Here is a 23,179-nt window from a genome sequence, read left to right as displayed (position 1 = left end):
GATGAACGCTATCGGGCAGGACGCCACTCTGGTTTACTGCCCGATACTTGCCTAGACTGAATCCCCATCAGCTACGCCCCGCGTTCCGCTTCGTTAAGGCCTTTTGCATGTCCGATTCCCGTTACCAGGTCGATGTCAGCGTCGTTACCCGCTATCTGGCAGACCAATCGCAACCCGAGCACGACCGCTTCGCCTTCGCCTACACCATCACCGTGCAGAACAATGGCGAGCAGCCCGCGCGCCTGATGTCCCGGCACTGGGTGATTACCGATGGCGACGGCCATGTCGAGGAAGTCCGCGGCGCCGGTGTCGTTGGCCAGCAACCGTTGATCGATGCAGGCCAAAGTCACACCTACAGCAGCGGCACGGTCATGACCACCAAGGTCGGCACCATGCAGGGCACCTATGAAATGGTCGCCAATGACGGCAAACATTTCGACGCAGTCATCAAGCCCTTCCGCCTTGCCGTGCCCGGAGCCCTGCACTGATGACGACGTACGCCGTCGGCGACCTGCAAGGCTGCCTCGAACCGCTCAAATGCCTGCTCAAGCAAGTAGCGTTCAACCCGGCACACGATCGGCTGTGGCTGGTCGGCGATCTGGTCAACCGTGGCCCGCAATCGCTGGAGACCCTGCGCTTTCTCTATGGCATGCGTGAATCGCTGGTCTGCGTCCTCGGCAATCACGATCTGCACCTGCTCGCCGCCGCTAACAACATCGAGCGCCTGAAGAAGTCCGACACCCTGCGCGAGATTCTCGAAGCGCCGGACGCGACCGACCTGCTCGAGTGGCTGCGCCAGCAGAAACTCATGCACTACGACGAGCAGCGCGACGTCGCCATGGTCCACGCCGGCATTCCCCCGCAATGGTCCCTGCGCAAGGCCTTGAAGTATGCCGCCGAAGCCGAAGCCGCACTGCGTGACGACAACCTGCTTCCGTTGTACCTCGACGGCATGTACGGCAACGAACCGGCGAAATGGGACAGCGATCTCACCGGCGTGACCCGCCTGCGTGTCATCACCAACTATTTCACCCGCATGCGCTTTTGCACCGCCGACGGCAAGCTTGATCTCAAGAGCAAGGAAGGCCTCGACACCGCCCCGCCAGGCTACAAACCCTGGTTTCAGCATAAAGAGCGCAAAACCCGTGGCCTGCGTATCATCTTTGGCCACTGGGCGGCGCTGGAAGGCGATGTCCATGAACCGGGTATCTCGGCGCTGGATACCGGTTGTGTCTGGGGTGGCAGCCTGACCCTGATGAACGTCGACAGCGGCGAGCGCGTGTCGTGCAAATGCGATGCACACGGCGGTCTTGCGCCAACCGTCGCACCACTTATCCCCGAACCTTCACCAGTCAGCGCGCCGCGTTAGACTGCGCTTTCAGCCGAGCAACAGGAACCCGCCATGAGCGAATTCAAACGAATCCCCCCGGAACAGGCCCAGGCCCTGCGCGAGCAAGGCGCCGTGGTGGTCGATGTCCGCGACCCTGCGACTTATGCCGCCCTGCATATCAGCGGTTCAAAGCACTTGGACAACCACTCGCTGCACGCCTTCATCCAAGGTGCCGATCTCGACGCACCGACGGTTGTCGTCTGCTACCACGGCAATTCCAGTCAGGGCGCTGCGGCCTATCTGGTCAGCCAAGGCTTCTCCGACGTCTACAGCATGGACGGCGGCTTCGAGCTGTGGCGTACGACTTATCCGTCGGAAACCGCGCAAGGCACCGCCGAATAATTTTTTTGTCACGTGCAGGCCCCGGCTGCCGTGGGCCTGCGCGGGGCAGACGAACGGTCTGCCACACATAATTACGTATCTCGCCTTTACCTCGCGAATTCCCAACTATCCTTAAGCCCAGGCCATCCAAAACAGGGGAGAGCCGGTACACCGGCGCACGGGTCATCGGGAGTGACTTTCAAGGTTGTCGACCGCGAAAGTGTTCTGGGGGGTAAACAAGCGGCCACCGCGGCTGCTTGCCAGCATCGACTGACTGATCCGGCGTCGGCTCCACGTATCGAGCGAGGTGACGTCATGAGTATCTTTAGCCACTTCCAACAACGCTTCGAGTCCACACGCCAGGAAGAACTCTCGCTGCAGGAGTACCTGGAACTGTGCAAAAAGGATCGCAGCGCCTACGTTTCCGCCGCCGAGCGTCTGTTAATGGCTATCGGCGAACCGGAACTGCTCGACACCTCGACCAACTCGAGGCTGTCGCGCATCTTCTCCAACAAGGTGATCCGGCGCTATCCGGCCTTTGAAGACTTCCACGGGATGGAAGAATGCATCGACCAGATTGTTTCGTATTTCCGCCACGCCGCCCAAGGCCTGGAAGAGAAGAAACAGATCCTCTATCTGCTCGGCCCCGTCGGCGGCGGTAAATCGTCCCTGGCCGAGAAGCTGAAACAACTGATGGAAAAAGTGCCCTTCTACGCGATCAAGGGCTCGCCGGTATTCGAATCGCCCCTGGGTCTGTTCAACGCTACCGAAGATGGCGCGATCCTTGAGGAAGACTTCGGCATTCCACGGCGCTACCTGAACACCATCATGTCGCCATGGGCGACCAAGCGCCTGGCCGAATTCGGCGGCGACATCAGTCAGTTCCGCGTGGTGAAGCTGTACCCGTCGATCCTCAACCAGATCGCCGTGGCCAAGACCGAACCGGGCGACGAGAACAACCAGGACATCTCGGCACTGGTGGGCAAGGTCGATATCCGCAAACTCGAGGAATACCCACAGAACGACGCCGACGCCTACAGCTATTCCGGTGCGCTGTGCCGGGCCAACCAGGGCCTGATGGAATTCGTCGAAATGTTCAAGGCACCGATCAAGGTGCTGCACCCATTGCTGACCGCCACCCAGGAAGGTAACTACAACAGTACCGAAGGTCTGGGCGCGATCCCCTTCACCGGGATCCTGCTCGCGCACTCCAACGAATCGGAGTGGCACACCTTCCGCAACAACAAGAACAACGAAGCCTTCATCGACCGGATCTACATCGTCAAAGTGCCGTACTGCCTGCGCGTCAGCGACGAGGTGAAGATCTACGACAAGTTGTTGTTCAACAGCTCCCTGGCCAAGGCCCACTGCGCACCCGACACCCTGAAGATGCTGGCGCAGTTCACTGTGCTGTCACGCCTCAAGGAGCCGGAAAACTCCAACATCTATTCGAAGATGCGCGTCTACGACGGCGAAAACCTCAAGGACACCGATCCGAAGGCCAAGTCGATTCAGGAATACCGCGACTCGGCAGGCGTCGACGAGGGCATGAACGGTCTGTCGACCCGGTTTGCGTTCAAGATCCTGTCCAAGGTGTTCAACTTCGACCCGCATGAAATCGCCGCCAACCCGGTGCACCTGCTCTACGTGCTGGAACAGCAGATCGAACAGGAGCAGTTCCAGGCCGAAACCCGCGAGCGCTATCTGCGCTACCTCAAGGAATACCTGGCGCCGCGCTACATCGAATTCATCGGCAAGGAGATCCAGACCGCGTACCTCGAGTCTTACAGCGAATACGGGCAGAACATCTTCGACCGCTACGTGCTGTATGCGGACTTCTGGATTCAGGATCAGGAATACCGCGATCCGGAAACCGGCGAGATCCTCAACCGTGTGGCACTGAACGAAGAACTGGAGAAAATCGAGAAACCGGCGGGCATCAGCAATCCGAAGGATTTCCGCAACGAGATCGTCAACTTCGTCCTGCGCGCCCGGGCCAACAACAACGGCAAGAACCCGACCTGGCTCAGCTACGAAAAACTGCGGGTGGTCATCGAGAAGAAAATGTTCTCGAACACCGAGGACCTGCTGCCAGTCATCAGCTTCAACGCCAAGGCCAGCAAAGAGGATCAACAGAAACACAACGACTTCGTTACACGAATGGTCGAACGCGGCTACACCGACAAACAGGTACGGCTTCTTTCCGAATGGTACCTACGGGTCCGCAAATCGCAATAAAGCAGCTGCAAGCTTCTAGCGACAAGCTGCAAGAGAACAGCAGAGACCGGTTTCGGGAACGGGAGAGCTTTCACTTGCAGCTTGGGGCTTATGACTTGAAGCTCCCCGGAGGGGTCTATGAGCTATGTGATCGACCGACGTCTCAATGGCAAGAACAAGAGCACGGTGAACCGCCAACGTTTCCTGCGGCGTTACCGTGATCACATCAAGAAGGCTGTCGAAGAGGCGGTCAGCCGCCGCTCCATTACCGATATGGAGCACGGCGAGCAAATCAGTATTCCCGGTCGCGACATCGACGAACCGGTGCTTCATCATGGCCGCGGCGGCAAGCAGACCGTGGTGCATCCCGGCAACAAGGAGTTCACCGCCGGCGAACACATCGCCCGTCCACCGGGAGGCGGCGGCGGACGCGGGCCGGGCAAGGCCGGCAATTCCGGCGAGGGCATGGACGAGTTCGTCTTCCAGATCACTCAGGAAGAATTTCTCGAATTCATGTTCGAAGACCTCGAACTGCCGAATCTGGTCAAACGCAACCTGAGCGGTACCGACACCTTCAAGACCGTGCGCGCCGGGATCAGCAACGAAGGCAACCCTTCTCGCATCAATATCATCCGCACACTGCGTTCGGCTCACGCGCGGCGCATCGCGCTGTCCGGCAGCAGCCGGGCAAAACTGCGGGAAGTCAAAGAAGAACTTGAGCGTCTGAGACGCGAAGAACCAGACAACTTCGGCGATATTCAGGAGCTTGAGGCAGAAATCGAGAAACTCAGCGCGCGTATCCATCGCGTTCCGTTCCTCGATACGTTCGACCTGAAATACAACCTGCTGATCAAGCAGCCCAACCCCAGTTCGAAAGCGGTGATGTTCTGCCTGATGGATGTCTCCGGCTCCATGACCCAGGCCACCAAGGACATCGCCAAACGCTTCTTCATCCTGCTGTACCTGTTTCTCAAGCGGAACTACGACAAGATCGACGTGGTGTTCATCCGCCATCACACCAGCGCCCGAGAAGTCGATGAGGAGGAGTTTTTCTACTCACGGGAAACCGGCGGCACCATCGTTTCCAGCGCCCTGAAGCTGATGCAGGAGATCATGGCCGAGCGTTATCCGAGCAACGAGTGGAATATCTACGCCGCCCAAGCCTCCGACGGCGACAACTGGAACGACGACTCGCCGATCTGCCGCGATATCCTGATCAACCAGATCATGCCGTTTGTGCAGTACTACACTTATGTGGAGATCACCCCGCGCGAACATCAGGCCTTGTGGTACGAGTACGAACGCATCGCCGAAGCCTTTTCCGACACGTTTGCCCAGCAGCAACTGGTCTCGGCCGGGGATATCTATCCGGTCTTCCGTGAACTCTTCCAGCGCAGGTTAGTGACATGACCGCCAAAGAGCAGAAGCGCCAACCCATTTCCACCGGCTCCGAATGGACGTTCGAGCTGATCCAGACCTATGACCGCGAAATCGCCCGTATCGCGGCCGGTTATGCGCTGGATACCTATCCCAACCAGATCGAAGTGATCACCGCCGAGCAGATGATGGATGCGTATGCCTCGGTGGGCATGCCACTGGGTTATCACCACTGGTCCTACGGCAAGCATTTCCTCAGCACCGAAAAATCCTACAGCCGAGGGCAGATGGGTTTGGCCTACGAGATCGTGATCAACTCGGACCCGTGCATCGCCTACCTGATGGAAGAAAACACCATCTGCATGCAGGCACTGGTGGTAGCGCACGCGTGCTACGGCCACAACAGCTTCTTCAAGGGCAACTACCTGTTCCGCACCTGGACCGACGCCAGCTCGATCATTGATTACCTGGTGTTCGCCAAGCAGTACATCATGCAGTGCGAGGAACGCCACGGCATCGACGCGGTGGAAGACCTGCTCGACTCCTGCCATGCGCTGATGAACTACGGTGTCGACCGCTACAAGCGTCCGTATCCGATTTCCGCCGAAGAGGAACGCCGTCGGCAGAAGGACCGCGAAGAGCACATGCAGAAGCAGATCAACGATCTGTGGCGCACCATTCCCAAAGGCGCAGACAAATACAGCGACAAGGACAACGCACGCTTTCCGGCCGAACCGCAGGAAAACATTCTGTATTTCATCGAGAAGCACGCGCCGCTGCTGGAGCCCTGGCAGCGCGAGATCGTGCGGATCGTGCGCAAGATCGCCCAGTATTTCTATCCACAGCGCCAGACCCAGGTGATGAACGAAGGCTGGGCGACGTTCTGGCATTACACGCTGATGAACGACCTGTATGACGAGGGCCTGGTCACGGATGGGTTCATGATGGAGTTTCTCACCTCGCACACCAGCGTGGTATTCCAGCCAGGTTTCGACAGCCCCTACTACAGCGGGATCAACCCGTATGCCTTGGGCTTTGCCATGTACCGCGACATTCGGCGCATGTGCGAAGAGCCGACTGAAGAGGACCGGCGCTGGTTCCCGGACCTGGCGGGCACTGACTGGTTGTCATCCATCAAGTTCGCCATGAGCAGCTTCAAGGACGAGAGTTTCATCCTGCAATACCTGTCACCGAAGGTGATCCGCGACCTGAAACTGTTCAGCATTCTCGATGATGATCAGAAGGATGATCTGCTGGTACCGGCGATCCACGACGAAGGTGGCTACCGAATCATTCGCGAAACCCTCGCTGCGCAGTACAACCTCGGCAATCGCGAACCGAACGTGCAGATCTACAGCATCGACCGCCGTGGCGACCGCTCGCTGACCCTGCGCCATCAGCAGCACGACCGCAAACCGCTGGGCGACTCCACCGACGAGGTGCTCAAACACCTGCATCGCCTGTGGGGCTTCGACATTCATCTGGAAACCCTGCAAGGCGACCAGATCATGAAAACCCATCACGTTCCGCCACGCAGTGAACACAGCGAAGGGGATTACGGCCGACTTGACCTCGCCGTCATTCATCTTTGATCCGCTTGCGGCCTCCGAAAGCCTGACACAAGGGTTATCCTGTCAGGCTAACGGAGGTTTTTTATGCAGATTTTCAAGGTTGGCGGCGCGGTTCGCGATCGCTTGCTGGGTATCCCGGTTACCGATGTCGATTGGGTGGTGGTCGGTGCAACCACGGAAGAAATGCTCGCCCAGGGTTATCGCCCGGTCGGTGCGGATTTTCCGGTGTTTCTCCATCCCAAAAGCGGCGAGGAGTACGCCCTCGCCCGCACCGAACGCAAAAGCGGTCGCGGCTATGGTGGTTTCACTTTTCACGCCAGCCCCGACGTCACGCTTGAAGAAGACCTGATCCGCCGCGACTTGACCATCAATGCGATGGCCGAAGACGATCAGCAGCATCTGACTGATCCGTATCAGGGGCAACGTGATCTCGAGAACCGGATTTTGCGCCACGTTTCCCCGGCGTTTGCCGAAGATCCTCTGCGGGTACTGCGTGTGGCGCGCTTCGCCGCCCGCTATGCCGGACTGGGTTTCACGATCGCCCCCGAGACACTCGCGTTGATGCGTCAGCTCAGCGACTCCGGCGAACTGCAAGCGTTGACGGCTGAACGCAGCTGGAAAGAAATCTCTCGGGCTTTGATGGAAGATCAGCCGCAGGTATTCATCCAGGTGCTGCGCAACTGCGGCGCACTGAAAGTGTTGATGCCGGAAGTTGACGCGCTGTTCGGCGTACCGCAACCCGAGGCTCATCATCCGGAAATCGACAGCGGTGTTCACACCCTGAGCGTGCTGGAGCAATCAGCCCTGCACAAGCAACCGCTGACCGTGCGCTGGGCTTGCCTGCTGCACGATCTCGGTAAAGGCCTGACACCGGAAGACGAGTGGCCTCGGCACATTGCCCATGAGCATAAAGGCCTGCGGCTGATCAAAGCAGTCAACGAGCGCTTCAAGGCGCCGAAGGATTGCCAGGAACTGGCGTTGCTGGTGGGCCAGTATCACACCCACGGCCATCGCGCCCTGGAACTGAAAGCATCGACGCTGCTGGAGCTGCTGCACAGTTTCGATGTGTATCGCCGGCCGCAGCGTTTCGAAGAATTCATCGTCGCCTGCGAAATGGATGCGCGCGGACGCAAAGGGCTGGAGCAGCGTAGTTATCCACAAGCGGATTATTTGCGCGGCGCGGCCAAGGTAGCGCGTGGCGTGGCAGTACAGCCGTTGCTGGAGAAAGGGTTCAAAGGCCCGGAGCTGGGTGGGGCGCTCAAGCGCGAGCGGCTCAAGGCATTGAAAGCTTACAAAGAAGCGGCGTCAGCCTGAAAGGCTTCGCGAGCAAGCCAGTCCCCACATTGCAATGCACTTCTCTGTGGGGCGGGCTAACTCGTGAAGGCGTCGGTCAGCTCACATCAAATCAGCAGGCGTGAGCTGCTCGCCCCGCCACTCGAATGCCACTGGCGCCAGTACCTGATCAATCTGCGCCTCGGCCCACACTGTCGCGAAGCTTTTTCCCACGCCCGGATGCACGCGATCCGGCGCAATCAGCGACAGCGGCCACAGCACAAAGGCGTTTTTCAGGATTTCGGCGCGCGGCAGCGTCAATCCATCGAAATTCCCCACCAGATCGCCGTACAACAGCACGTCGATATCCAATGGCAAACCCTTGCGATCCGGCGCGTAACGGCCGTTGTCAGCCTCGATGAACTTCAAGCGGCGATCCAGCTCCATCAGCGACAGATCGGTATAGGCCGACACCACGAAGTTGAAGAACGGCCCACTCTTGATTCCCACCGGCTGGCTTTCGAATACCGCCGAACAGCGGATATCGACCAAGAACGTCGCCAATGCGTCGAGACCTGCACGCAAATGGGTTTCACGCTCGATATTGCTACCGAGCCCGAGATAAATCTGAGTCAGCGACATCCGCGCTCGATCTCCACGCCCACGCCACCCTTGGCCGCCGGCACGGCGCCGGGCTTGGTCAATTTCAGACGCACCCAAGTGATCTTGAATTCACTCATCAGCACTTCCACCAGACGCTCGGCGAACGTCTCGACCAGTTGAAACTGTGCCTGTTCGGCAAAGGCCTGGATGCGCGTGGAGACGCTGGCGTAATCGAGCGCCAGGGTCAGGTCGTCACCGGCCGCCGCCGGACGATTGTCCCAGGCGAAGCTCAGGTCAAGACGCAGACACTGGCGGATGCCGCGCTCCCAGTCGTAGGCACCGATCACGGTGTCGACTTCCAGGCCCTCGATAAACACTCTGTCCAAGCACTTCTCTCCGCTGCACGACAAGGGCGCAATGCGCCGTTAGAATCAGGGCGTCCTCGCCCGGAATAGTTAGCATGTTTTGGTTACTGGCGACTCTCGCCTACCTGCTCGGCTCTCTGTCCTTCGCCATTTTGCTCAGCCGCCTCACCGGAAACCCGGATCCGCGAATGAGTGGCTCGGGCAATGCCGGCGCCACCAACATGCTGCGCCTGGCCGGTCGCAAACTGGCGATCCTGACCCTGCTGGGTGATCTGTGCAAAGGCCTGGTGCCGGTGCTGATTGCAGCGGCCATGGGCCTTTCGCTGCAGGATCAGGCCTGGATCGGCGTGTGCGCCGTGATCGGTCACCTGTTCCCGCTGTACTTCCGCTTTCGCGGCGGCAAAGGCGTCGCCACGGCTGCCGGCATGCTGCTGGGCCTGTATCCGCCCGCCGCGCTGCTGGCGGTGTGTGCCTGGCTGCTGACGTTCTACCTGACCCGCACCAGCTCGCTGGCGGCGCTGATCGCCACGCCGCTGACCCTGCCCTTGCTGGCCTGGCAGGAACCGGAAGCGCTATTGCCGATGAGCGCGTTGACGCTACTGATCGTCTGGCGCCACCGCGGCAATCTACGCGACCTGTTTGCCGGGCGCGAACGGCATTTTTAAATACCGCCCGTGAACGCCGCTCATCACAGCGCCGACAACTGCTCCATCGGCCAGCGCGCCTGCACGCTGATCGCCAGACTTTCCTGCTGACCGGCCTGCAAACGCTGGCAACCGGCAAATGCGATCATCGCGCCATTGTCGGTGCAGAACTCGGGACGGGCATAAAACACATCGCCCTTCATATCGCCGAGCATCTTTTCCAGCGAAACACGCAACGCCTTGTTGGCACTGACGCCGCCAGCGATCACCAGACGCTTCATCCCGGCCTGTTTCAGGGCACGCTTGCACTTGATGGTCAAAGTCTCCACCACGGCCTGCTGGAACGCCAGCGCGATGTCGCAACGGGCTTGCTCGCCGTCGTCCCCGGCGCTGACGCATTGCTGCCAGGTGTTGAGAGCAAAGGTTTTCAGGCCGCTGAAGCTGAAATCCAGGCCCGGGCGATCACACATCGGACGCGGAAAGGTAAAACGTCCTGCGACGCCCTTCTCGGCCAGCTTGGCGATTTCCGGTCCGCCCGGATAATTGAGGCCCATCATTTTTGCGGTCTTGTCGAACGCTTCGCCGGCGGCATCGTCGAGCGTTTCGCCGAGCAGGCTGTATTGGCCGATGCCATCGACCTGAACCAGCTGCGTATGACCGCCGGAGACCAACAAAGCGACGAACGGAAATTCCGGCGGTTTTGGCTCCAGCATCGGCGCCAGCAAGTGGCCTTCCATATGGTGCACACCGAGTGCCGGAATGCCCCAGGCAAACGCCAGTGCCTGCGCGCAGGAAGCACCCACCAGCAGCGCGCCGACCAGGCCAGGACCCGCGGTATAGGCGATGGCGTCGATCTCGGTCGGCACGCAGTCAGCCTCGGCCAACACCTGACGAATCAAGGGCAGCATGCGCTTGACGTGGTCACGCGAGGCCAGCTCCGGCACTACACCGCCGTAGACGCGGTGCAGGTCGATCTGACTGAACAGCGCATCGGCCAGCAGACCGCGTTCACTGTCATATAATGCGACGCCGGTTTCGTCGCAGGAGGTTTCTAATCCCAGTACTAGCATGGGTTTGCGCCTTGTTTAGGCTGAATTCGAAGGCGCGCATAATAGTCGCCACGCGATGCCCCGACTAGCGGTTTTCGATCAGAGGCTTTGCATTCCGAGCGATGAGGGGTTAACATCCGCAACCCTTAAAAACCGACGTCTTCAAGTGCTCTTTTGCCGCGAGGATGTTGACCCCGGTAATGAATGAAGGTAGCTCTGGATGCCAGCCGTCAAAGTTAAAGAGAACGAACCCTTCGACGTAGCTCTGCGTCGTTTCAAGCGCTCCTGCGAAAAAGCCGGTGTACTGGCTGAAGTTCGTAGCCGCGAATTTTACGAGAAGCCAACTTCTGAGCGTAAGCGCAAAGCAGCAGCCGCTGTTAAGCGTCACGCCAAGAAAGTTCAGCGCGAACAGCGCCGCGCCGTTCGTCTGTACTAATACGCAGACGATCGTAGCAAGCTTCTGCCAAGCCCGGCCCTCAGCCGGGCTAATGGCATTTGCGTAAAAACGCTTGATGCTTCACCGTCGAAGCCGCACACGCGACCTAGACAAACCCGCTTCACCGCGTCAGGCCTGGCTCTTTTGCCAGCGGTGCACGTCTTTTCTGACGAGCCTTTCAAGGCTACTGACGAGCACACCCACTGATTCCTCTCACGACGATCAGCCCAAGGCACCTGCATGCGTGCCCGCTTTATTGAGCTATCCGAGGCCCTTGACCGGCCGTCAGCGGATTCAGCGCAACACTTTCAAATAGTCGAAGGCTGATTGTTACTAACGTCAGTGGATTTTCGGCAGATACACTTCCCGACAGCGATTACGCAACCGAACCCGGTCGAACCGCCCATTGTGTGCGTTTCACTCAAGACCTGCGTCCGGCCGCCCTTCGCATCGGACTCATTACAGCGCAGACGAGAACGCCATGGCCGGGCTGATTCCCCAGAGCTTCATTGACGACCTGCTGAACCGCACCGACATCGTCGATGTGGTGAGCTCGCGCGTGCAATTGAAGAAGGCCGGCAAGAATTACACCGCCTGTTGCCCGTTTCACAAAGAGAAAACCCCGTCGTTCAGCGTCAGCCCCGACAAGCAGTTCTATTACTGCTTCGGCTGCGGCGCCGGCGGTAATGCCCTCGGTTTTCTCATGGATCACGACAACCTGGACTTCCCCCAGGCCGTCGAGGATCTGGCCAAAGCCGCCGGCATGGAAATCCCCCGCGAAGAAAGCGGTCGCCCGCACAAACCGCGTCAACCGACGGATTCGCCGCTGTACCCGCTGCTCACCGCCGCCGCCGATTTTTACCGGCAGGCGCTCAAGAGCCACCCGGCACGCAAAGCCGCAGTCGACTACCTCAAGGGCCGCGGCCTGACCGGCGAAATCGCCCGGGATTTCGGCCTCGGTTTTGCACCGCCGGGCTGGGACAACCTGTTCAAGCACCTGAGCAGCGACACCTTGCAACAGAAGGCCATGATCGACGCCGGCCTGCTGATCGAGAACGCCGAAACCGGCAAACGCTATGACCGCTTCCGCGATCGCGTGATGTTTCCGATCCGCGACACCCGTGGCCGAATCATCGCTTTCGGTGGCCGGGTGCTTGGCGACGACAAGCCGAAGTACCTGAACTCACCGGAAACCCCGGTATTCCATAAAGGCCAGGAGCTCTACGGCCTTTATGAAGCGCGCAAAAACAACCGCAACCTCGACGAAATCATCGTCGTCGAAGGTTATATGGATGTCATCGCACTCGCCCAGCAAGGCCTGCGCAATGCCGTGGCGACGCTGGGTACCGCGACCAGCGAAGAACACTTGAAACGCCTGTTTCGCGTGGTGCCGAACGTATTGTTTTGCTTCGACGGTGACCAGGCCGGCCGCAATGCCGCCTGGCGCGCACTGGAAGCGACCCTTCCGTGCCTGCAGGACGGACGCCGCGCGCGCTTTCTGTTTCTGCCGGAGGGCGAAGACCCGGACACTCTGGTCCGCGCCGAAGGCACCGACGCCTTCAAGGCGCGAATCAATCAGCATGCGCAGCCACTGGCGGATTATTTCTTCCAGCAATTGACCGAAGAAGCCGATCCGCGCTCGCTCGAGGGCAAGGCGCACATGGCCACCCTCGCCGCACCGTTGATCGACAAAGTGCCGGGCGCGAACTTGCGCATCCTGATGCGGCAGCGCCTGACCGAAATCACCGGCCTGAGCAGCGAAACTGTCAGCCAGCTGGCGCAAAGTGCGCCGCAGGAAGCGCCGCCCGCCTACGATCCGGGCATCGACTACGACGCAATGCCGGATTACAGCGACTACCATCAGCCGCAGGCACAGGACATGTACGTGCCGCAGCAGGAGTGGACGCCGAAGAAACCCGGCGCTGGCGGCAAGAAATGGGACAAAAAGCCCTGGGACAAGAACGGCAAGCGTGGCGATCGCGATCAACCGCAGCGTCAGCGCACGCCGATTGGCGTCGAATCGCCGACCCTGACCGCCCTGCGCACCTTGCTTCATCACCCGCAACTGGCCGAGCGCGTTGAAGACGCCGGGCACATTGCGGACGAAAACCAGACCAATGCCCAGTTGCTTGTGGCCTTGCTCGAAGCCGTACAGAAGAATCCCAAGCTAAACTCATTTCAGTTGATCGCGCGATGGCACGGCACTGAACAGGGGCGTTTGCTCAAGGCACTGGCTGAAAAGGAATGGTTGATTGACGGAGATAACCTTGAACAACAGTTTTTCGACACCATTACTAGCTTGTCAGCCCGCCAACGCGAGCGAAATCTGGAACAGTTGCTCAGGAAAGCGCGTCAAAGCGAACTGAGTGCCGAAGAGAAAAATCAACTGCGCGACCTTTTAAGTCGCAATGTTTCCGCATCAAACCCGACCTCAACTGGCGCGTGAGGTCATAGCTCAGGTATAATCCTCGGCTTGTTTTTTGCCCGCCAAGACCTTCAGTGGATAGGGTGTTATGTCCGGAAAAGCGCAACAGCAGTCTCGTATTATTGAGTTGATCAAACTGGGTCGTGAGCAGAAGTATCTGACTTACGCCGAGGTCAACGACCACCTGCCCGAGGATATTTCAGATCCGGAGCAGGTGGAAGACATCATCCGCATGATTAACGACATGGGGATCCCCGTACACGAGAGTGCTCCGGATGCGGACGCCCTTATGTTGGCCGACGCCGATACCGACGAGGCCGCTGCGGAAGAAGCAGCCGCCGCGTTGGCAGCGGTGGAGACCGATATCGGTCGCACCACCGACCCAGTGCGCATGTACATGCGTGAAATGGGTACGGTCGAGCTTCTGACTCGTGAAGGCGAAATCGAAATCGCCAAACGTATCGAAGAAGGCATCCGTGAAGTGATGAGCGCTATCGCGCACTTCCCTGGCACGGTTGACCACATTCTCTCCGAGTACACCCGCGTCACCACCGAAGGTGGTCGCCTGTCCGACGTACTGAGCGGTTACATCGACCCGGACGACGGCATTGCGCCGCCGGCGGCCGAAGTGCCGCCGCCGATCGACGCGAAAGCCGCCAAGGCTGACGACGACACCGACGACGATGACGCCGAAGCTTCGGATGACGAAGAAGAAGCCGAAAGCGGTCCGGATCCGGTCATCGCTGCCCAGCGTTTCGGCGCTGTGGCCGATCAGATGGAAATCACCCGCAAGGCCCTGAAAAAGCACGGTCGTCACAACAAGGCAGCGGTTGCCGAGTTGCTGGCCCTGGCCGAGCTGTTCATGCCGATCAAACTCGTGCCGAAGCAATTCGAAGCCCTGGTCGAGCGTGTTCGCAGTGCCCTGGATCGTCTGCGTCAGCAAGAGCGCGCGATCATGCAACTGTGCGTACGTGATGCACGTATGCCACGCGCCGATTTCCTGCGTCAGTTCCCGGGCAATGAAGTCGACGAAAGCTGGTCCGACGCACTGGCCAAAGGCAAGAGCAAATACGCCGAAGCCATTGGTCGCGTACAGCCGGACATCATCCGTTGCCAGCAGAAGCTGATTGCGCTGGAAACCGAGACCGGCCTGACCATCGCTGAAATCAAGGACATCAACCGTCGCATGTCGATCGGTGAGGCCAAGGCCCGCCGCGCGAAGAAAGAGATGGTTGAAGCGAACTTGCGTCTGGTGATCTCGATCGCCAAGAAGTACACCAACCGCGGCCTGCAATTCCTCGATCTGATCCAGGAAGGCAACATCGGTCTGATGAAAGCGGTGGACAAGTTCGAATACCGTCGTGGTTACAAGTTCTCGACTTATGCCACCTGGTGGATCCGTCAGGCGATCACTCGCTCGATCGCCGACCAGGCCCGCACCATCCGTATTCCGGTGCACATGATCGAGACGATCAACAAGCTCAACCGTATTTCCCGCCAGATGCTGCAGGAAATGGGTCGCGAACCGACTCCGGAAGAGCTGGGCGAACGCATGGAAATGCCTGAGGACAAGATCCGCAAGGTGTTGAAGATCGCTAAAGAGCCGATCTCCATGGAAACCCCGATCGGTGATGACGAAGACTCTCATCTGGGTGACTTCATCGAAGACTCGACCATGCAGTCGCCAATCGATGTTGCAACCGTTGAAAGCCTGAAAGAAGCGACCCGCGAAGTGCTGTCCGGCCTCACTGCCCGTGAAGCCAAGGTACTGCGCATGCGTTTCGGTATCGACATGAACACCGACCACACACTCGAAGAAGTGGGTAAACAGTTTGACGTAACGCGTGAGCGGATCCGTCAGATCGAAGCCAAGGCGCTGCGCAAGCTGCGCCACCCGACGCGAAGCGAGCATCTGCGCTCCTTCCTCGACGAGTGATACCAGAACCCCCGGCCCAGGCCGGGGGTTTTGTTTTCCGGTCAGATTAAATTCCGCGCACCGCCCCTCCCCCGCATAGCCCGTCTACACTCGAAACAATCACCCCCGTGCCATAACGAGAGCGTTATGCCCAGACTGGCGTCCGTGCTTTTTTTGCTGTCACTGATGATCTGGACCGCAACGGCTGACGCGCTGACTCTGACCGATGAAGAACGTAGCTGGCTGGCGGCTCACCCGGACTTGCGCCTGGGTGTAGATGCGTCGTGGCCGCCCTTTGAGTTTCGCGACGATCAGTCCCGCTATCAGGGGCTGGCGGCGGACTATATTGATGTGATCCGCCAGCGCCTGGCGGTCAAACTCACGCCCATCGAGCCCGTGAGCTGGACCGTGGTGCTGGAGCAGGTCAAGCAAGGCAAGATCGACCTGCTGCCGGGCATCATGTCCACGCCGGAGCGCCAGACCTATTTGTCGTTCACCCGGCCCTATCTCGACTTCCCGATCGTCATCCTCGCCCACGTCGGCGGCGCGCAACCACGCAAACTCGAAGACCTGTACGGGCTGAAGATTGCTGTGGTGGAAAACTACGCGCCCCATGAGCTCCTGCGCACCCACCATCCGGATCTGAACCTGGTGGCCATGCCCAACGTCAGTTCGGCGTTGCAGGCGCTGGCGACCGACGAGGTGGATGCCGTCGTCGGCGACCTCGCCTCCAGTGTCTGGAGCCTGCGCCAACTGAAACTCGACGGCCTGTACGTCAGCGGCGAAACGCCGTATCGCTATCAACTGGCGATGGCCGTGCCACGCGAAAACAAGATGCTGGTGGGCATTCTCGACAAAGTGCTCGCCGACATGAGTCCTGCCGAAATCAGCAGCATTCAGGAACATTGGGTCGGCAACGTCCTCGATCATCGGACATTCTGGTCAGATCTACTGGTCTACGGTTTGCCCGGCCTGGCGCTGTTGATCATCGTGCTGGCCGTGGTGATCCGCATCAACCGCCGCCTGAGCTCGGAAATCGCTCGCCGCATCGACCTCGAACAGGAGCTGCGCAGCAGCGAATACCACTATCGCGGACTGGTAGAGAGTTTGTCGGCGATTGCCTGGGAAGCGCGGATGAGCGACTTCACCTACAGCTATGTGTCGCCCCACGCTGAAGATTTGCTCGGTTATCCCCTGTCCCATTGGCTGATCCCGGGGTTCTGGCGCAACATCATTCACCCGGCGGACCTGACCCGCGCACAAGCGTTCTGCGACCACGAAGTGTTGGCCGGCCGCGATCACAGCCTCGATTACCGGGTGATCACCGCCGACGGCCGCTGCCTGTGGGTACGCGATATCGTCAGCCTGATCGAGCACGGCCATGAACCCGTGATGCGCGGCCTGATGATTGATATCAGCGAAACCAAGCGCACGGAAGAAGCCCTGCGCCTGTCGGAGCAGAAGTTCGCCTCGGTGTTCCAGCAATGCCCGGACATTCTGGTGATTGCACGGCTGTCGGACGGCTGCCTGCTGGAGGTCAACGAAGCCTTTGAAGAACAGATCGGCCTGAAAGCCGAAGAGGTCATCGGCCAGACCGCCACCGAGCTCAACATCTGGGGCATTCCCGGCGTCGGGCCGGGGTTGTTGCAGCGATTGCAGGCCGGCAGCATCCGCAACCTGGAGATGCCCTTTCGCCGCCACAATGGCCAGGTGTTCACCGGCCTGATCTCTGCCGAGCCGTTCGACCTCGACACCACGCCGGCGCTCGTGGTCGTGGTGCGCGACATCACCCAGCTCAAGGAAACCCAGCAACAACTGCAAACTTCCGAAGAGAAGTTCGCCAAGGCCTTCCATGCCTCGCCGGACGGTTTGCTGCTGTCGCGCCAGAGCGACGGCTTGCTGCTGGAGGTCAACGAAGGCTTCAGTCGCATCACCGGTTTCAATAGCGCCATGTCGGTGGATCGCTCGGCGCTGGATCTGGGCATCTGGGTCAACCTCAACGAACGCAAGCAGATGCTCGACCTGCTGCACCGCGACGGCTTCGTTCGCGACTTCACCTGCCATATCCGCCGCAGCGACGGGCAGATTCGCCTGTGCGAAGTGTCCAGCCGACCGCTGCCGATTGGCGAAGAAGACTGCATGCTGACCATCGCCCGCGATATCACCGAACGTCATTTGATGCAGGAAAAACTGCAACAGGCTGCGACCGTGTTCGAGAGCACCGCCGAAGGCGTGTTGATCACCGACACCCAGCAACACATCAGCGCAGTCAATCGCGCCTTCACCGAAATCACTGGCTACAGCGAAAGCGAAGCCCTCGGCCATACACCGCGCCTGCTCGCCTCCGGCCTGCACGACAGCGCGTTTTATGCAGCGATGTGGCACCAGTTGACCGACGAGGGACACTGGCAAGGCGAAATCTCCAACCGGCGTAAAAACGGCGAGCTGTATCCTAGCTGGCTGACCATCAGTGCCGTGCGCAATCGCGACAAATTCATCACCCACTTCGTCGCGGTGTTTGCCGATATTTCCAGCCTCAAGCACGCCCAGGCCAAGCTCGATTACCAGGCGCATCACGACCCGCTGACCGGCCTGCCGAACCGCACCCTGTTTGAAAGTCGCCTGCTCACCGCGTTGAACAACCAGCAGGAAAACGGCGGTCAGGGCGCGGTGCTGTTTCTCGATCTCGACCGCTTCAAGCACATCAATGACAGCCTCGGTCACCCGGTCGGCGACCTGCTGCTCAAGGGCATCGCGGTGCGTTTGAAAGAACAGCTGCGCGACATCGACACCGTCGCCCGTCTGGGGGGCGATGAATTCATCATCCTGCTGCCTGGCCTGCACCAGGCCAGCGATGCCGACCATATCGCCACCAAACTGCTCAACTGCTTCGGCGCACCGTTCCAGGCCGGCGAACACGAGTTCTTCATCAGCGCCAGCATCGGCACCAGCCTGTATCCGCGCGACGGTTGCGATGTCGCCACCCTGGTGAAAAACGCCGATGCGGCGATGTACCGCTCCAAGGCCAAGGGCCGCAACCGCGTCGAAAGCTACACCCGCGACCTCACCGCCCAGGCCAGCGAGCGCGTGGCGCTGGAACACGAGTTGCGCCGGGCCATCGAGCGCGATGAATTACTCCTCTACTACCAGCCGAAAATCAGCCTCGACGATCATCGACTGGTCGGCGCCGAAGCGCTGATTCGCTGGCGCCACCCGACCTTTGGCGAGGTGCCGCCCGAGCACTTCATCCCGCTGGCCGAAGAGAACGGCATGATCCTGCAGATCGGCGACTGGGTCTTGGAGACCGCGTGCCGGCAGATGTTCGAGTGGAACCAGGTCTACGACAGCCTCGGCCCGCTCTCGGTCAACCTCGCCGGTGCGCAGCTGCGCCAGCCAAATCTGCTCGGACGCATTGAGCAACTGCTCAAAGACAACCGTCTGATGCCGGATTTACTGCAACTGGAGATTACCGAGAACTTCATCATGAGTCAGGCCGAGGAGGCCCTGGCCGTGCTGCACCAACTCAAACGCCTCGGCGTACAACTGGCCATCGACGACTTCGGCACCGGCTATTCCTCACTCAGCTACCTCAAGCGCCTGCCGCTGGACATCCTCAAGATCGACCAGTCGTTCGTCCGCGGTCTGCCGGACGATCCCCACGACGCGGCGATTGTGCGGGCGATCATCGCCCTGGGCCGGAGCATGCAATTCACCGTGATCGCCGAAGGCGTCGAAACCCAGGCCCAGCAACAATTCCTCGCCGCCGAAGGCTGCGAACAGATCCAGGGCTACATCGTCAGCCTGCCGCTGCCACCGGAAGAATTCGCCGCGACGTTTCTTCGTGCAACCGTATCGGATTATTCGGATAGCACAGCAGAGAAACCGTCGCTATAATCCGCGACCTACTGAGGGCCTATAGCTCAGTTGGTTAGAGCAGAGGACTCATAATCCTTTGGTCCACGGTTCAAGTCCGTGTGGGCCCACCACATTTGAAAGCCGCGCATTGCGCGGCTTTCGGCGTTTTGAGCTGGTGGCAACCGGATCAGTCCAATAGTCCGAAGGTACAAATTAGGTACAGTGCGGCTTCGCTTGCACGCCTTTAGAGTCCTTCAGATGGCCACAATCGTCAAAACCCCTGCCGGCACCTGGAAGGCCGTCATCCGCAAGACCGGATGGCCGACCAACGCCAAAACCTTACGAACCAAACGCGACGCCGAGGATTGGTCACGGCGCACCGAAGATGAAATGGTCCGGGGCGTGTATATCCAGTGCAGCGGATCCGAGCGACTGACACTCGAAAACGCTCTGCAGCGATATCTGCGCGAAATCAGCCCCGCCAAAAAACCCACCACGCAAAAGGCCGAGGCCACCAAGGCGCAGCAACTGATCCAGCACTTGGGAAAATATTCGCTTGCAGCTCTGTCATCCGAGGTCATCGCCAACTATCGCGATACACGCCTGGGCTCGCTGACCAACTGCGGCCAACCCACGAGCAATAACACTGTGCGGCTGGAGCTTGCCCTACTCAGCCACTTGTACACAGTCGCAATCCAGGAATGGGGACTTGGCCTCACCTCTAACCCCGTGCTCAACATTCGAAAACCGAGCCCCGGTGAAGGTCGTAACAGGCACCTGATGGCTGATGAAGAAAAGCGTCTTATGGCCGCTGTGGGCAATCACAGCAATCCAATGCTGGGCTGGATCGTCCAGATAGCTTTGGCGACAGGTATGCGTGCATCGGAGATCGCAGGCCTGCGGCGATCACAGATAGACGTCCCAAAACGGATCGTCCGGCTGTCGGATACAAAAAATGACAGTGCCCGCACCGTTCCGTTGACGAAACTCGCTACCGAGGTTTTCCGGGCAGCCTTGGCGAGTCCGGTGCGGCCAATTGACTGCGATCTGGTTTTTTTTGATGAGCCTGGGCGTGATGGAAAGCGTCGCCCCTATACGTTCACAAAGATCTGGGGGGGCATCAAGAAAAAGGCTGGCGTGCCGGACTTCCGTTTTCACGATCTGCGCTACGAAGCCGTGAGCAGGCTGGTTGAGGGCGGCCTTTCTGATCAAGAAGTTTCGGCAATTAGCGGGCATAAATCGATGCGGATGCTGAAGCGCTATACTCATCTGCGGGCTGAAGATTTAGTTCACAAACTAGATAGACTAGAAACCAAATAACCGCCCTTTTGTTTTCTCATTGTTTTCTTTCCGTTGTTAAATTGTTGTCAACCTGTTTTCTAGCAATTCTTAGAGCTAAGTTTGGTGAAAACTCGACGACACTCCACCGCCTTTACTGTCACCAAACTTAATTGGGCTGAAGAGTACCTTCTAGACCGATTCGGCCCTTTGATGAGCATGGCACAGGTCGCAAGCCTGCTGGATAGATCACCAGACGGCTTCAGAGTTGCCATGTACAGCGATTCAGAGCTTTCACGTAAGCTGAAGCCTGCCGCAGTCCGTGTGGGGCGACGATTGTATTTCCGCACGCTACAAGTCAACCAGGCACTATCTCTCGACGCACCTGCTTTGCGAGCCTAACTATGAGCTACAGCACAATTGACTGGGTGTACAACCAGAAGCTGTCTGCGCAGGAAAAGCTGATATTGGTATACATCGCAAAGTGCGAAAACCCGAACGAGCCGTGTTTTGCAAGTGTAAAACACCTAACCAATAAATGCGGGGTATCCACGCGCACCATCCAGAGAGTTCTTAAAAAATTGTGCAGTGCCGGATACGTCACCTCCACCCCGCGCTTCAGGAGCGACGGCTCGCAAACGAGCAATTTCTACACAGTCAACGTGATAGAGAACGACACAGCTGTGTCACCCCCCCATGACATCGATGTGGCAGGGAGGAGTGGCAGCATAGGGTCACCACCCACTGTCGATAAGGTGACGGTCCAAGAACTACCAAAGAAAACAAAATCAAAGACACCACTACAGGAAGTTCCAGCAAACGTCTTGCAGTTGGCCTACCCCGGTGGGTTGTCTATGCACTCGAAAAACTCGGTTGATCGGATACTCAAAGGCATTTAGCTTGATGATGCGCAAATGCTCCTTGATGAGCTGGCAGGAGCGATAGCCAACGGCCTTATCAGGAAAGCTCCTGAGTATTGGCTTTCAGGAGTCGCGATGAAGTACCGGGCGGGGCAGTTCAGAGCAAACCTAGGACTCGAAATCGCCAGGGACAGAAAAAGAAAATCCGCGATGCCTACCCAAAAGCGCCAGAACGCACAAGTGCTCGAAATCAATCGTGAGATTGGAAACAAGTTCCTTGCCAAGCTGCAGCGAAACCGGCCTAACCAATGAGAGCATCATGGTTCCGAACACTCCGCTTGGGCACCCCCTTCGGTTGCATCCCGCGTCCTATCCTTGCCGGACGGGCGGCAGGGACAGGTCCGGCGGCTTCGCCTTGTTCCTCCCCCTGAAGGGTACGGCTACTCTCATCATACTCACCCGTTCGGTGCTCGCCCTGGGCTGCGCTCCGCTGCGGCTTGCGGTGATGCCCTTGACCCAACTGAAAGCTCACATGTGTGTGGGAAGTGAATATTGGTCGACATTATTTAAACGGATTTACCGTCTGTTCCCAGTTCAGTGCGTCGTACTTCTGAGTAATCTCGCCAAATTCATAACACCTGAAAAAATACGCTCCCAGAAAAACGTAACGTCTAATAGGAAAAACCTCGAGCTTACGCTCTGGCCAAACTGAACCGACGAAAGACTCGACAAGTATCAAAAATTTTCTCAACCAGACTTTGAGATCAGCCTCCGTAGCTACGCACAGCTGAAAACTTCCTTTGGGGCTTTTTATATAAAAGTATGGGACCGGGAACAACTCAACATTTAGCAAATCGAAGACCTTACAGATAGCCTTCTGAATAATAAATAGTATTACAGCCCCTTCCTCCCCCCCCAAGTCCTCCTTAGCTTCGACTCTATCCATATAAGACTTAAGATTAATATTTATCATCTCAATTTCATTCACTATCTGCCAATACAAAACATCAGATGACTCATAGATGGACACTTCTTCTGGCTTGGCATCCAAGTATATTTTCTTAAACAACTTATGTGGGGCTGAAAGAGAGAAGGGGTGTTCCTCCGACCCAGAACTCATGGAAACTGGCAAGCCCCCCACTCGCTTCTCTACGAAAACACATTTATCAAGAAAGTTTTTTTCCCGCGCATAATATTCATCAAGTGAATTCTTCTTTTTTGTGATCGCTATTTGATTTGTTGTGGCCTCTATCTGCTCACGAGTCTGAATAGACCTATGAACACCAACAACAATAGCGACAAATGGGATTGACAACGAAAGCAAACCCATAGGCAATTTACTTATTGATACAAACTCATTGAAGCCTTCAGAATCTAACGAGACCGAGTAACCACTCCAAGCAAAGCAACCAAAATAAAAAAAAGAAAGCACTGGAACTATAATTGCCCACCAAAAAAAACCTTGCCTCAGCAAGGAGGAATGATCAATTACATACCACTTCCTGTACCAAAGCACCAACCCAGTCAAAAATAGAAATAAAAAATACAATTCCATACCAAGCATTCAAGTTCTCGTGTGCGAATTATTTAACAAAAAACTC

At 58.1% G+C, this 23,179-nt stretch carries 19 protein-coding genes and 1 tRNA gene; 16 read left to right on the top strand and 4 right to left on the bottom strand.

Annotation, left to right across the window (positions count from 1 at the left end; genetic code table 11):
- The first annotated feature begins 107 nt into the window (after window positions 1–107).
- From apaG to K5Y35_RS10245, 7 genes are all read left to right on the top strand, one after another.
- The gene (apaG, locus tag K5Y35_RS10275; RefSeq protein ID WP_222834183.1) at window positions 108–488 is read left to right on the top strand and encodes a Co2+/Mg2+ efflux protein ApaG; all 381 of its coding nucleotides are present in this window, start codon (window positions 108–110) and stop codon (window positions 486–488) included.
- Complete coding sequence (locus K5Y35_RS10270) at window positions 488–1,369, top strand: symmetrical bis(5'-nucleosyl)-tetraphosphatase (RefSeq protein WP_222834182.1); 882 nt, start codon at window positions 488–490, stop codon at window positions 1,367–1,369. The genes apaG and K5Y35_RS10270 overlap by 1 nt, the downstream gene beginning before the upstream one ends.
- Window positions 1,370–1,402: 33 nt before the next feature.
- Window positions 1,403–1,732: a thiosulfate sulfurtransferase GlpE gene (glpE, locus tag K5Y35_RS10265; RefSeq protein ID WP_123469272.1), complete on the top strand. Its 330-nt coding sequence runs from the start codon at window positions 1,403–1,405 to the stop codon at window positions 1,730–1,732.
- A gap of 294 nt (window positions 1,733–2,026) precedes the next feature.
- The gene (locus K5Y35_RS10260; protein WP_003228848.1) at window positions 2,027–3,949 is read left to right on the top strand and encodes a PrkA family serine protein kinase; all 1,923 of its coding nucleotides are present in this window, start codon (window positions 2,027–2,029) and stop codon (window positions 3,947–3,949) included.
- 117 nt (window positions 3,950–4,066) lie between these two features.
- On the top strand, window positions 4,067–5,338 hold the full coding sequence (locus K5Y35_RS10255) for a YeaH/YhbH family protein (protein ID WP_007910114.1): 1,272 nt from the start codon (window positions 4,067–4,069) through the stop codon (window positions 5,336–5,338).
- Window positions 5,335–6,897 (top strand): SpoVR family protein, encoded by a 1,563-nt coding sequence (locus tag K5Y35_RS10250; RefSeq protein WP_123469274.1) that lies wholly within the window; start codon window positions 5,335–5,337, stop codon window positions 6,895–6,897. Before K5Y35_RS10255 ends, K5Y35_RS10250 begins: the two co-directional genes overlap by 4 nt.
- 63 nt (window positions 6,898–6,960) lie before the next feature.
- The gene (locus tag K5Y35_RS10245; RefSeq protein WP_222834181.1) at window positions 6,961–8,190 is read left to right on the top strand and encodes a multifunctional CCA addition/repair protein; all 1,230 of its coding nucleotides are present in this window, start codon (window positions 6,961–6,963) and stop codon (window positions 8,188–8,190) included.
- An 81-nt stretch (window positions 8,191–8,271) separates the two neighbouring features.
- Here the strand turns inward: K5Y35_RS10245 and folK are convergent, their stop codons facing one another.
- Together folK and folB are read right to left on the bottom strand one after the other, a co-directional pair.
- The gene (gene folK, locus K5Y35_RS10240) at window positions 8,272–8,790 is read right to left on the bottom strand and encodes a 2-amino-4-hydroxy-6-hydroxymethyldihydropteridine diphosphokinase (RefSeq protein WP_123469278.1); all 519 of its coding nucleotides are present in this window, start codon (window positions 8,788–8,790) and stop codon (window positions 8,272–8,274) included.
- Window positions 8,781–9,137, bottom strand: coding sequence for a dihydroneopterin aldolase (gene folB / locus K5Y35_RS10235; protein WP_064390789.1), 357 nt, complete (start codon window positions 9,135–9,137; stop codon window positions 8,781–8,783). Before folB ends, folK begins: the two co-directional genes overlap by 10 nt.
- Window positions 9,138–9,211: 74 nt before the next feature.
- Between folB and plsY the strand changes: the two genes are divergently transcribed.
- Complete coding sequence (gene plsY, locus K5Y35_RS10230; RefSeq protein WP_123469280.1) at window positions 9,212–9,781, top strand: glycerol-3-phosphate 1-O-acyltransferase PlsY; 570 nt, start codon at window positions 9,212–9,214, stop codon at window positions 9,779–9,781.
- A 23-nt stretch (window positions 9,782–9,804) separates the two neighbouring features.
- Here plsY and tsaD read toward each other — a convergent pair whose 3' ends face one another.
- A complete protein-coding gene (gene tsaD / locus K5Y35_RS10225) occupies window positions 9,805–10,830 on the bottom strand; it encodes a tRNA (adenosine(37)-N6)-threonylcarbamoyltransferase complex transferase subunit TsaD (protein WP_123469282.1) in 1,026 nt (341 codons plus the stop codon).
- 199 nt (window positions 10,831–11,029) lie between these two features.
- Between tsaD and rpsU the strand changes: the two genes are divergently transcribed.
- The 8 genes from rpsU (at window position 11,030) to K5Y35_RS10185 (ending at window position 21,890) form a co-directional block, all read left to right on the top strand.
- Entirely contained in the window at window positions 11,030–11,245 is a 216-nt protein-coding gene (rpsU, locus tag K5Y35_RS10220; protein WP_002551877.1) for a 30S ribosomal protein S21, read from the top strand.
- Between the two features lie 481 nt (window positions 11,246–11,726).
- On the top strand, window positions 11,727–13,691 hold the full coding sequence (dnaG, locus tag K5Y35_RS10215; protein ID WP_123469284.1) for a DNA primase: 1,965 nt from the start codon (window positions 11,727–11,729) through the stop codon (window positions 13,689–13,691).
- A gap of 67 nt (window positions 13,692–13,758) precedes the next feature.
- A complete protein-coding gene (rpoD, locus tag K5Y35_RS10210; RefSeq protein WP_108592083.1) occupies window positions 13,759–15,606 on the top strand; it encodes an RNA polymerase sigma factor RpoD in 1,848 nt (615 codons plus the stop codon).
- A gap of 126 nt (window positions 15,607–15,732) precedes the next feature.
- Window positions 15,733–19,479 (top strand): bifunctional diguanylate cyclase/phosphodiesterase, encoded by a 3,747-nt coding sequence (locus tag K5Y35_RS10205; protein WP_222834180.1) that lies wholly within the window; start codon window positions 15,733–15,735, stop codon window positions 19,477–19,479.
- A gap of 15 nt (window positions 19,480–19,494) precedes the next feature.
- Window positions 19,495–19,571: transfer RNA gene (locus K5Y35_RS10200), tRNA-Ile, on the top strand.
- Window positions 19,572–19,698: 127 nt separating this feature from the next.
- Window positions 19,699–20,760 carry a tyrosine-type recombinase/integrase gene (locus K5Y35_RS10195; RefSeq protein WP_222834179.1) on the top strand — a complete coding sequence of 354 codons (1,062 nt, stop codon included), beginning with the start codon at window positions 19,699–19,701 and terminating at the stop codon, window positions 20,758–20,760.
- A 362-nt stretch (window positions 20,761–21,122) separates the two neighbouring features.
- On the top strand, window positions 21,123–21,617 hold the full coding sequence (locus K5Y35_RS28155) for a helix-turn-helix domain-containing protein (RefSeq protein ID WP_222834178.1): 495 nt from the start codon (window positions 21,123–21,125) through the stop codon (window positions 21,615–21,617).
- A 15-nt stretch (window positions 21,618–21,632) separates the two neighbouring features.
- Window positions 21,633–21,890 carry a hypothetical protein gene (locus K5Y35_RS10185; RefSeq protein WP_222834177.1) on the top strand — a complete coding sequence of 86 codons (258 nt, stop codon included), beginning with the start codon at window positions 21,633–21,635 and terminating at the stop codon, window positions 21,888–21,890.
- Between the two features lie 250 nt (window positions 21,891–22,140).
- On the opposite strand, the gene K5Y35_RS27870 is transcribed toward K5Y35_RS10185, so the two are convergent.
- A complete protein-coding gene (locus K5Y35_RS27870) occupies window positions 22,141–23,142 on the bottom strand; it encodes a hypothetical protein (RefSeq protein WP_261991492.1) in 1,002 nt (333 codons plus the stop codon).
- Between the last annotated feature and the right edge of the window lie 37 nt (window positions 23,143–23,179).

Source organism: Pseudomonas sp. SC3(2021) (genome assembly GCF_019856535.1).
Classification (GTDB): domain Bacteria; phylum Pseudomonadota; class Gammaproteobacteria; order Pseudomonadales; family Pseudomonadaceae; genus Aquipseudomonas; species Aquipseudomonas monsensis.
This window is presented reverse-complemented; position numbering and strand designations above follow the sequence as displayed.

Bases quoted from the DNA above. Each gene is read 5' to 3' on its own strand.
- apaG (WP_222834183.1), top strand. From the start codon at position 108: ATGTCCGATTCCCGTTACCAGGTCGATGTCAGCGTCGTTACCCGCTAT.
- K5Y35_RS10270 (WP_222834182.1), top strand. From the start codon at position 488: ATGACGACGTACGCCGTCGGCGACCTGCAAGGCTGCCTCGAACCGCTC.
- glpE (WP_123469272.1), top strand. From the start codon at position 1,403: ATGAGCGAATTCAAACGAATCCCCCCGGAACAGGCCCAGGCCCTGCGC.
- K5Y35_RS10260 (WP_003228848.1), top strand. From the start codon at position 2,027: ATGAGTATCTTTAGCCACTTCCAACAACGCTTCGAGTCCACACGCCAG.
- K5Y35_RS10255 (WP_007910114.1), top strand. From the start codon at position 4,067: ATGAGCTATGTGATCGACCGACGTCTCAATGGCAAGAACAAGAGCACG.
- K5Y35_RS10250 (WP_123469274.1), top strand. From the start codon at position 5,335: ATGACCGCCAAAGAGCAGAAGCGCCAACCCATTTCCACCGGCTCCGAA.
- K5Y35_RS10245 (WP_222834181.1), top strand. From the start codon at position 6,961: ATGCAGATTTTCAAGGTTGGCGGCGCGGTTCGCGATCGCTTGCTGGGT.
- folK (WP_123469278.1), bottom strand. From the start codon at position 8,790: ATGTCGCTGACTCAGATTTATCTCGGGCTCGGTAGCAATATCGAGCGT.
- plsY (WP_123469280.1), top strand. From the start codon at position 9,212: ATGTTTTGGTTACTGGCGACTCTCGCCTACCTGCTCGGCTCTCTGTCC.
- tsaD (WP_123469282.1), bottom strand. From the start codon at position 10,830: ATGCTAGTACTGGGATTAGAAACCTCCTGCGACGAAACCGGCGTCGCA.
- rpsU (WP_002551877.1), top strand. From the start codon at position 11,030: ATGCCAGCCGTCAAAGTTAAAGAGAACGAACCCTTCGACGTAGCTCTG.
- dnaG (WP_123469284.1), top strand. From the start codon at position 11,727: ATGGCCGGGCTGATTCCCCAGAGCTTCATTGACGACCTGCTGAACCGC.
- rpoD (WP_108592083.1), top strand. From the start codon at position 13,759: ATGTCCGGAAAAGCGCAACAGCAGTCTCGTATTATTGAGTTGATCAAA.
- K5Y35_RS10205 (WP_222834180.1), top strand. From the start codon at position 15,733: ATGCCCAGACTGGCGTCCGTGCTTTTTTTGCTGTCACTGATGATCTGG.
- K5Y35_RS10195 (WP_222834179.1), top strand. From the start codon at position 19,699: ATGGCCACAATCGTCAAAACCCCTGCCGGCACCTGGAAGGCCGTCATC.
- K5Y35_RS28155 (WP_222834178.1), top strand. From the start codon at position 21,123: ATGAGCTACAGCACAATTGACTGGGTGTACAACCAGAAGCTGTCTGCG.
- K5Y35_RS10185 (WP_222834177.1), top strand. From the start codon at position 21,633: ATGCTCCTTGATGAGCTGGCAGGAGCGATAGCCAACGGCCTTATCAGG.
- K5Y35_RS27870 (WP_261991492.1), bottom strand. From the start codon at position 23,142: ATGCTTGGTATGGAATTGTATTTTTTATTTCTATTTTTGACTGGGTTG.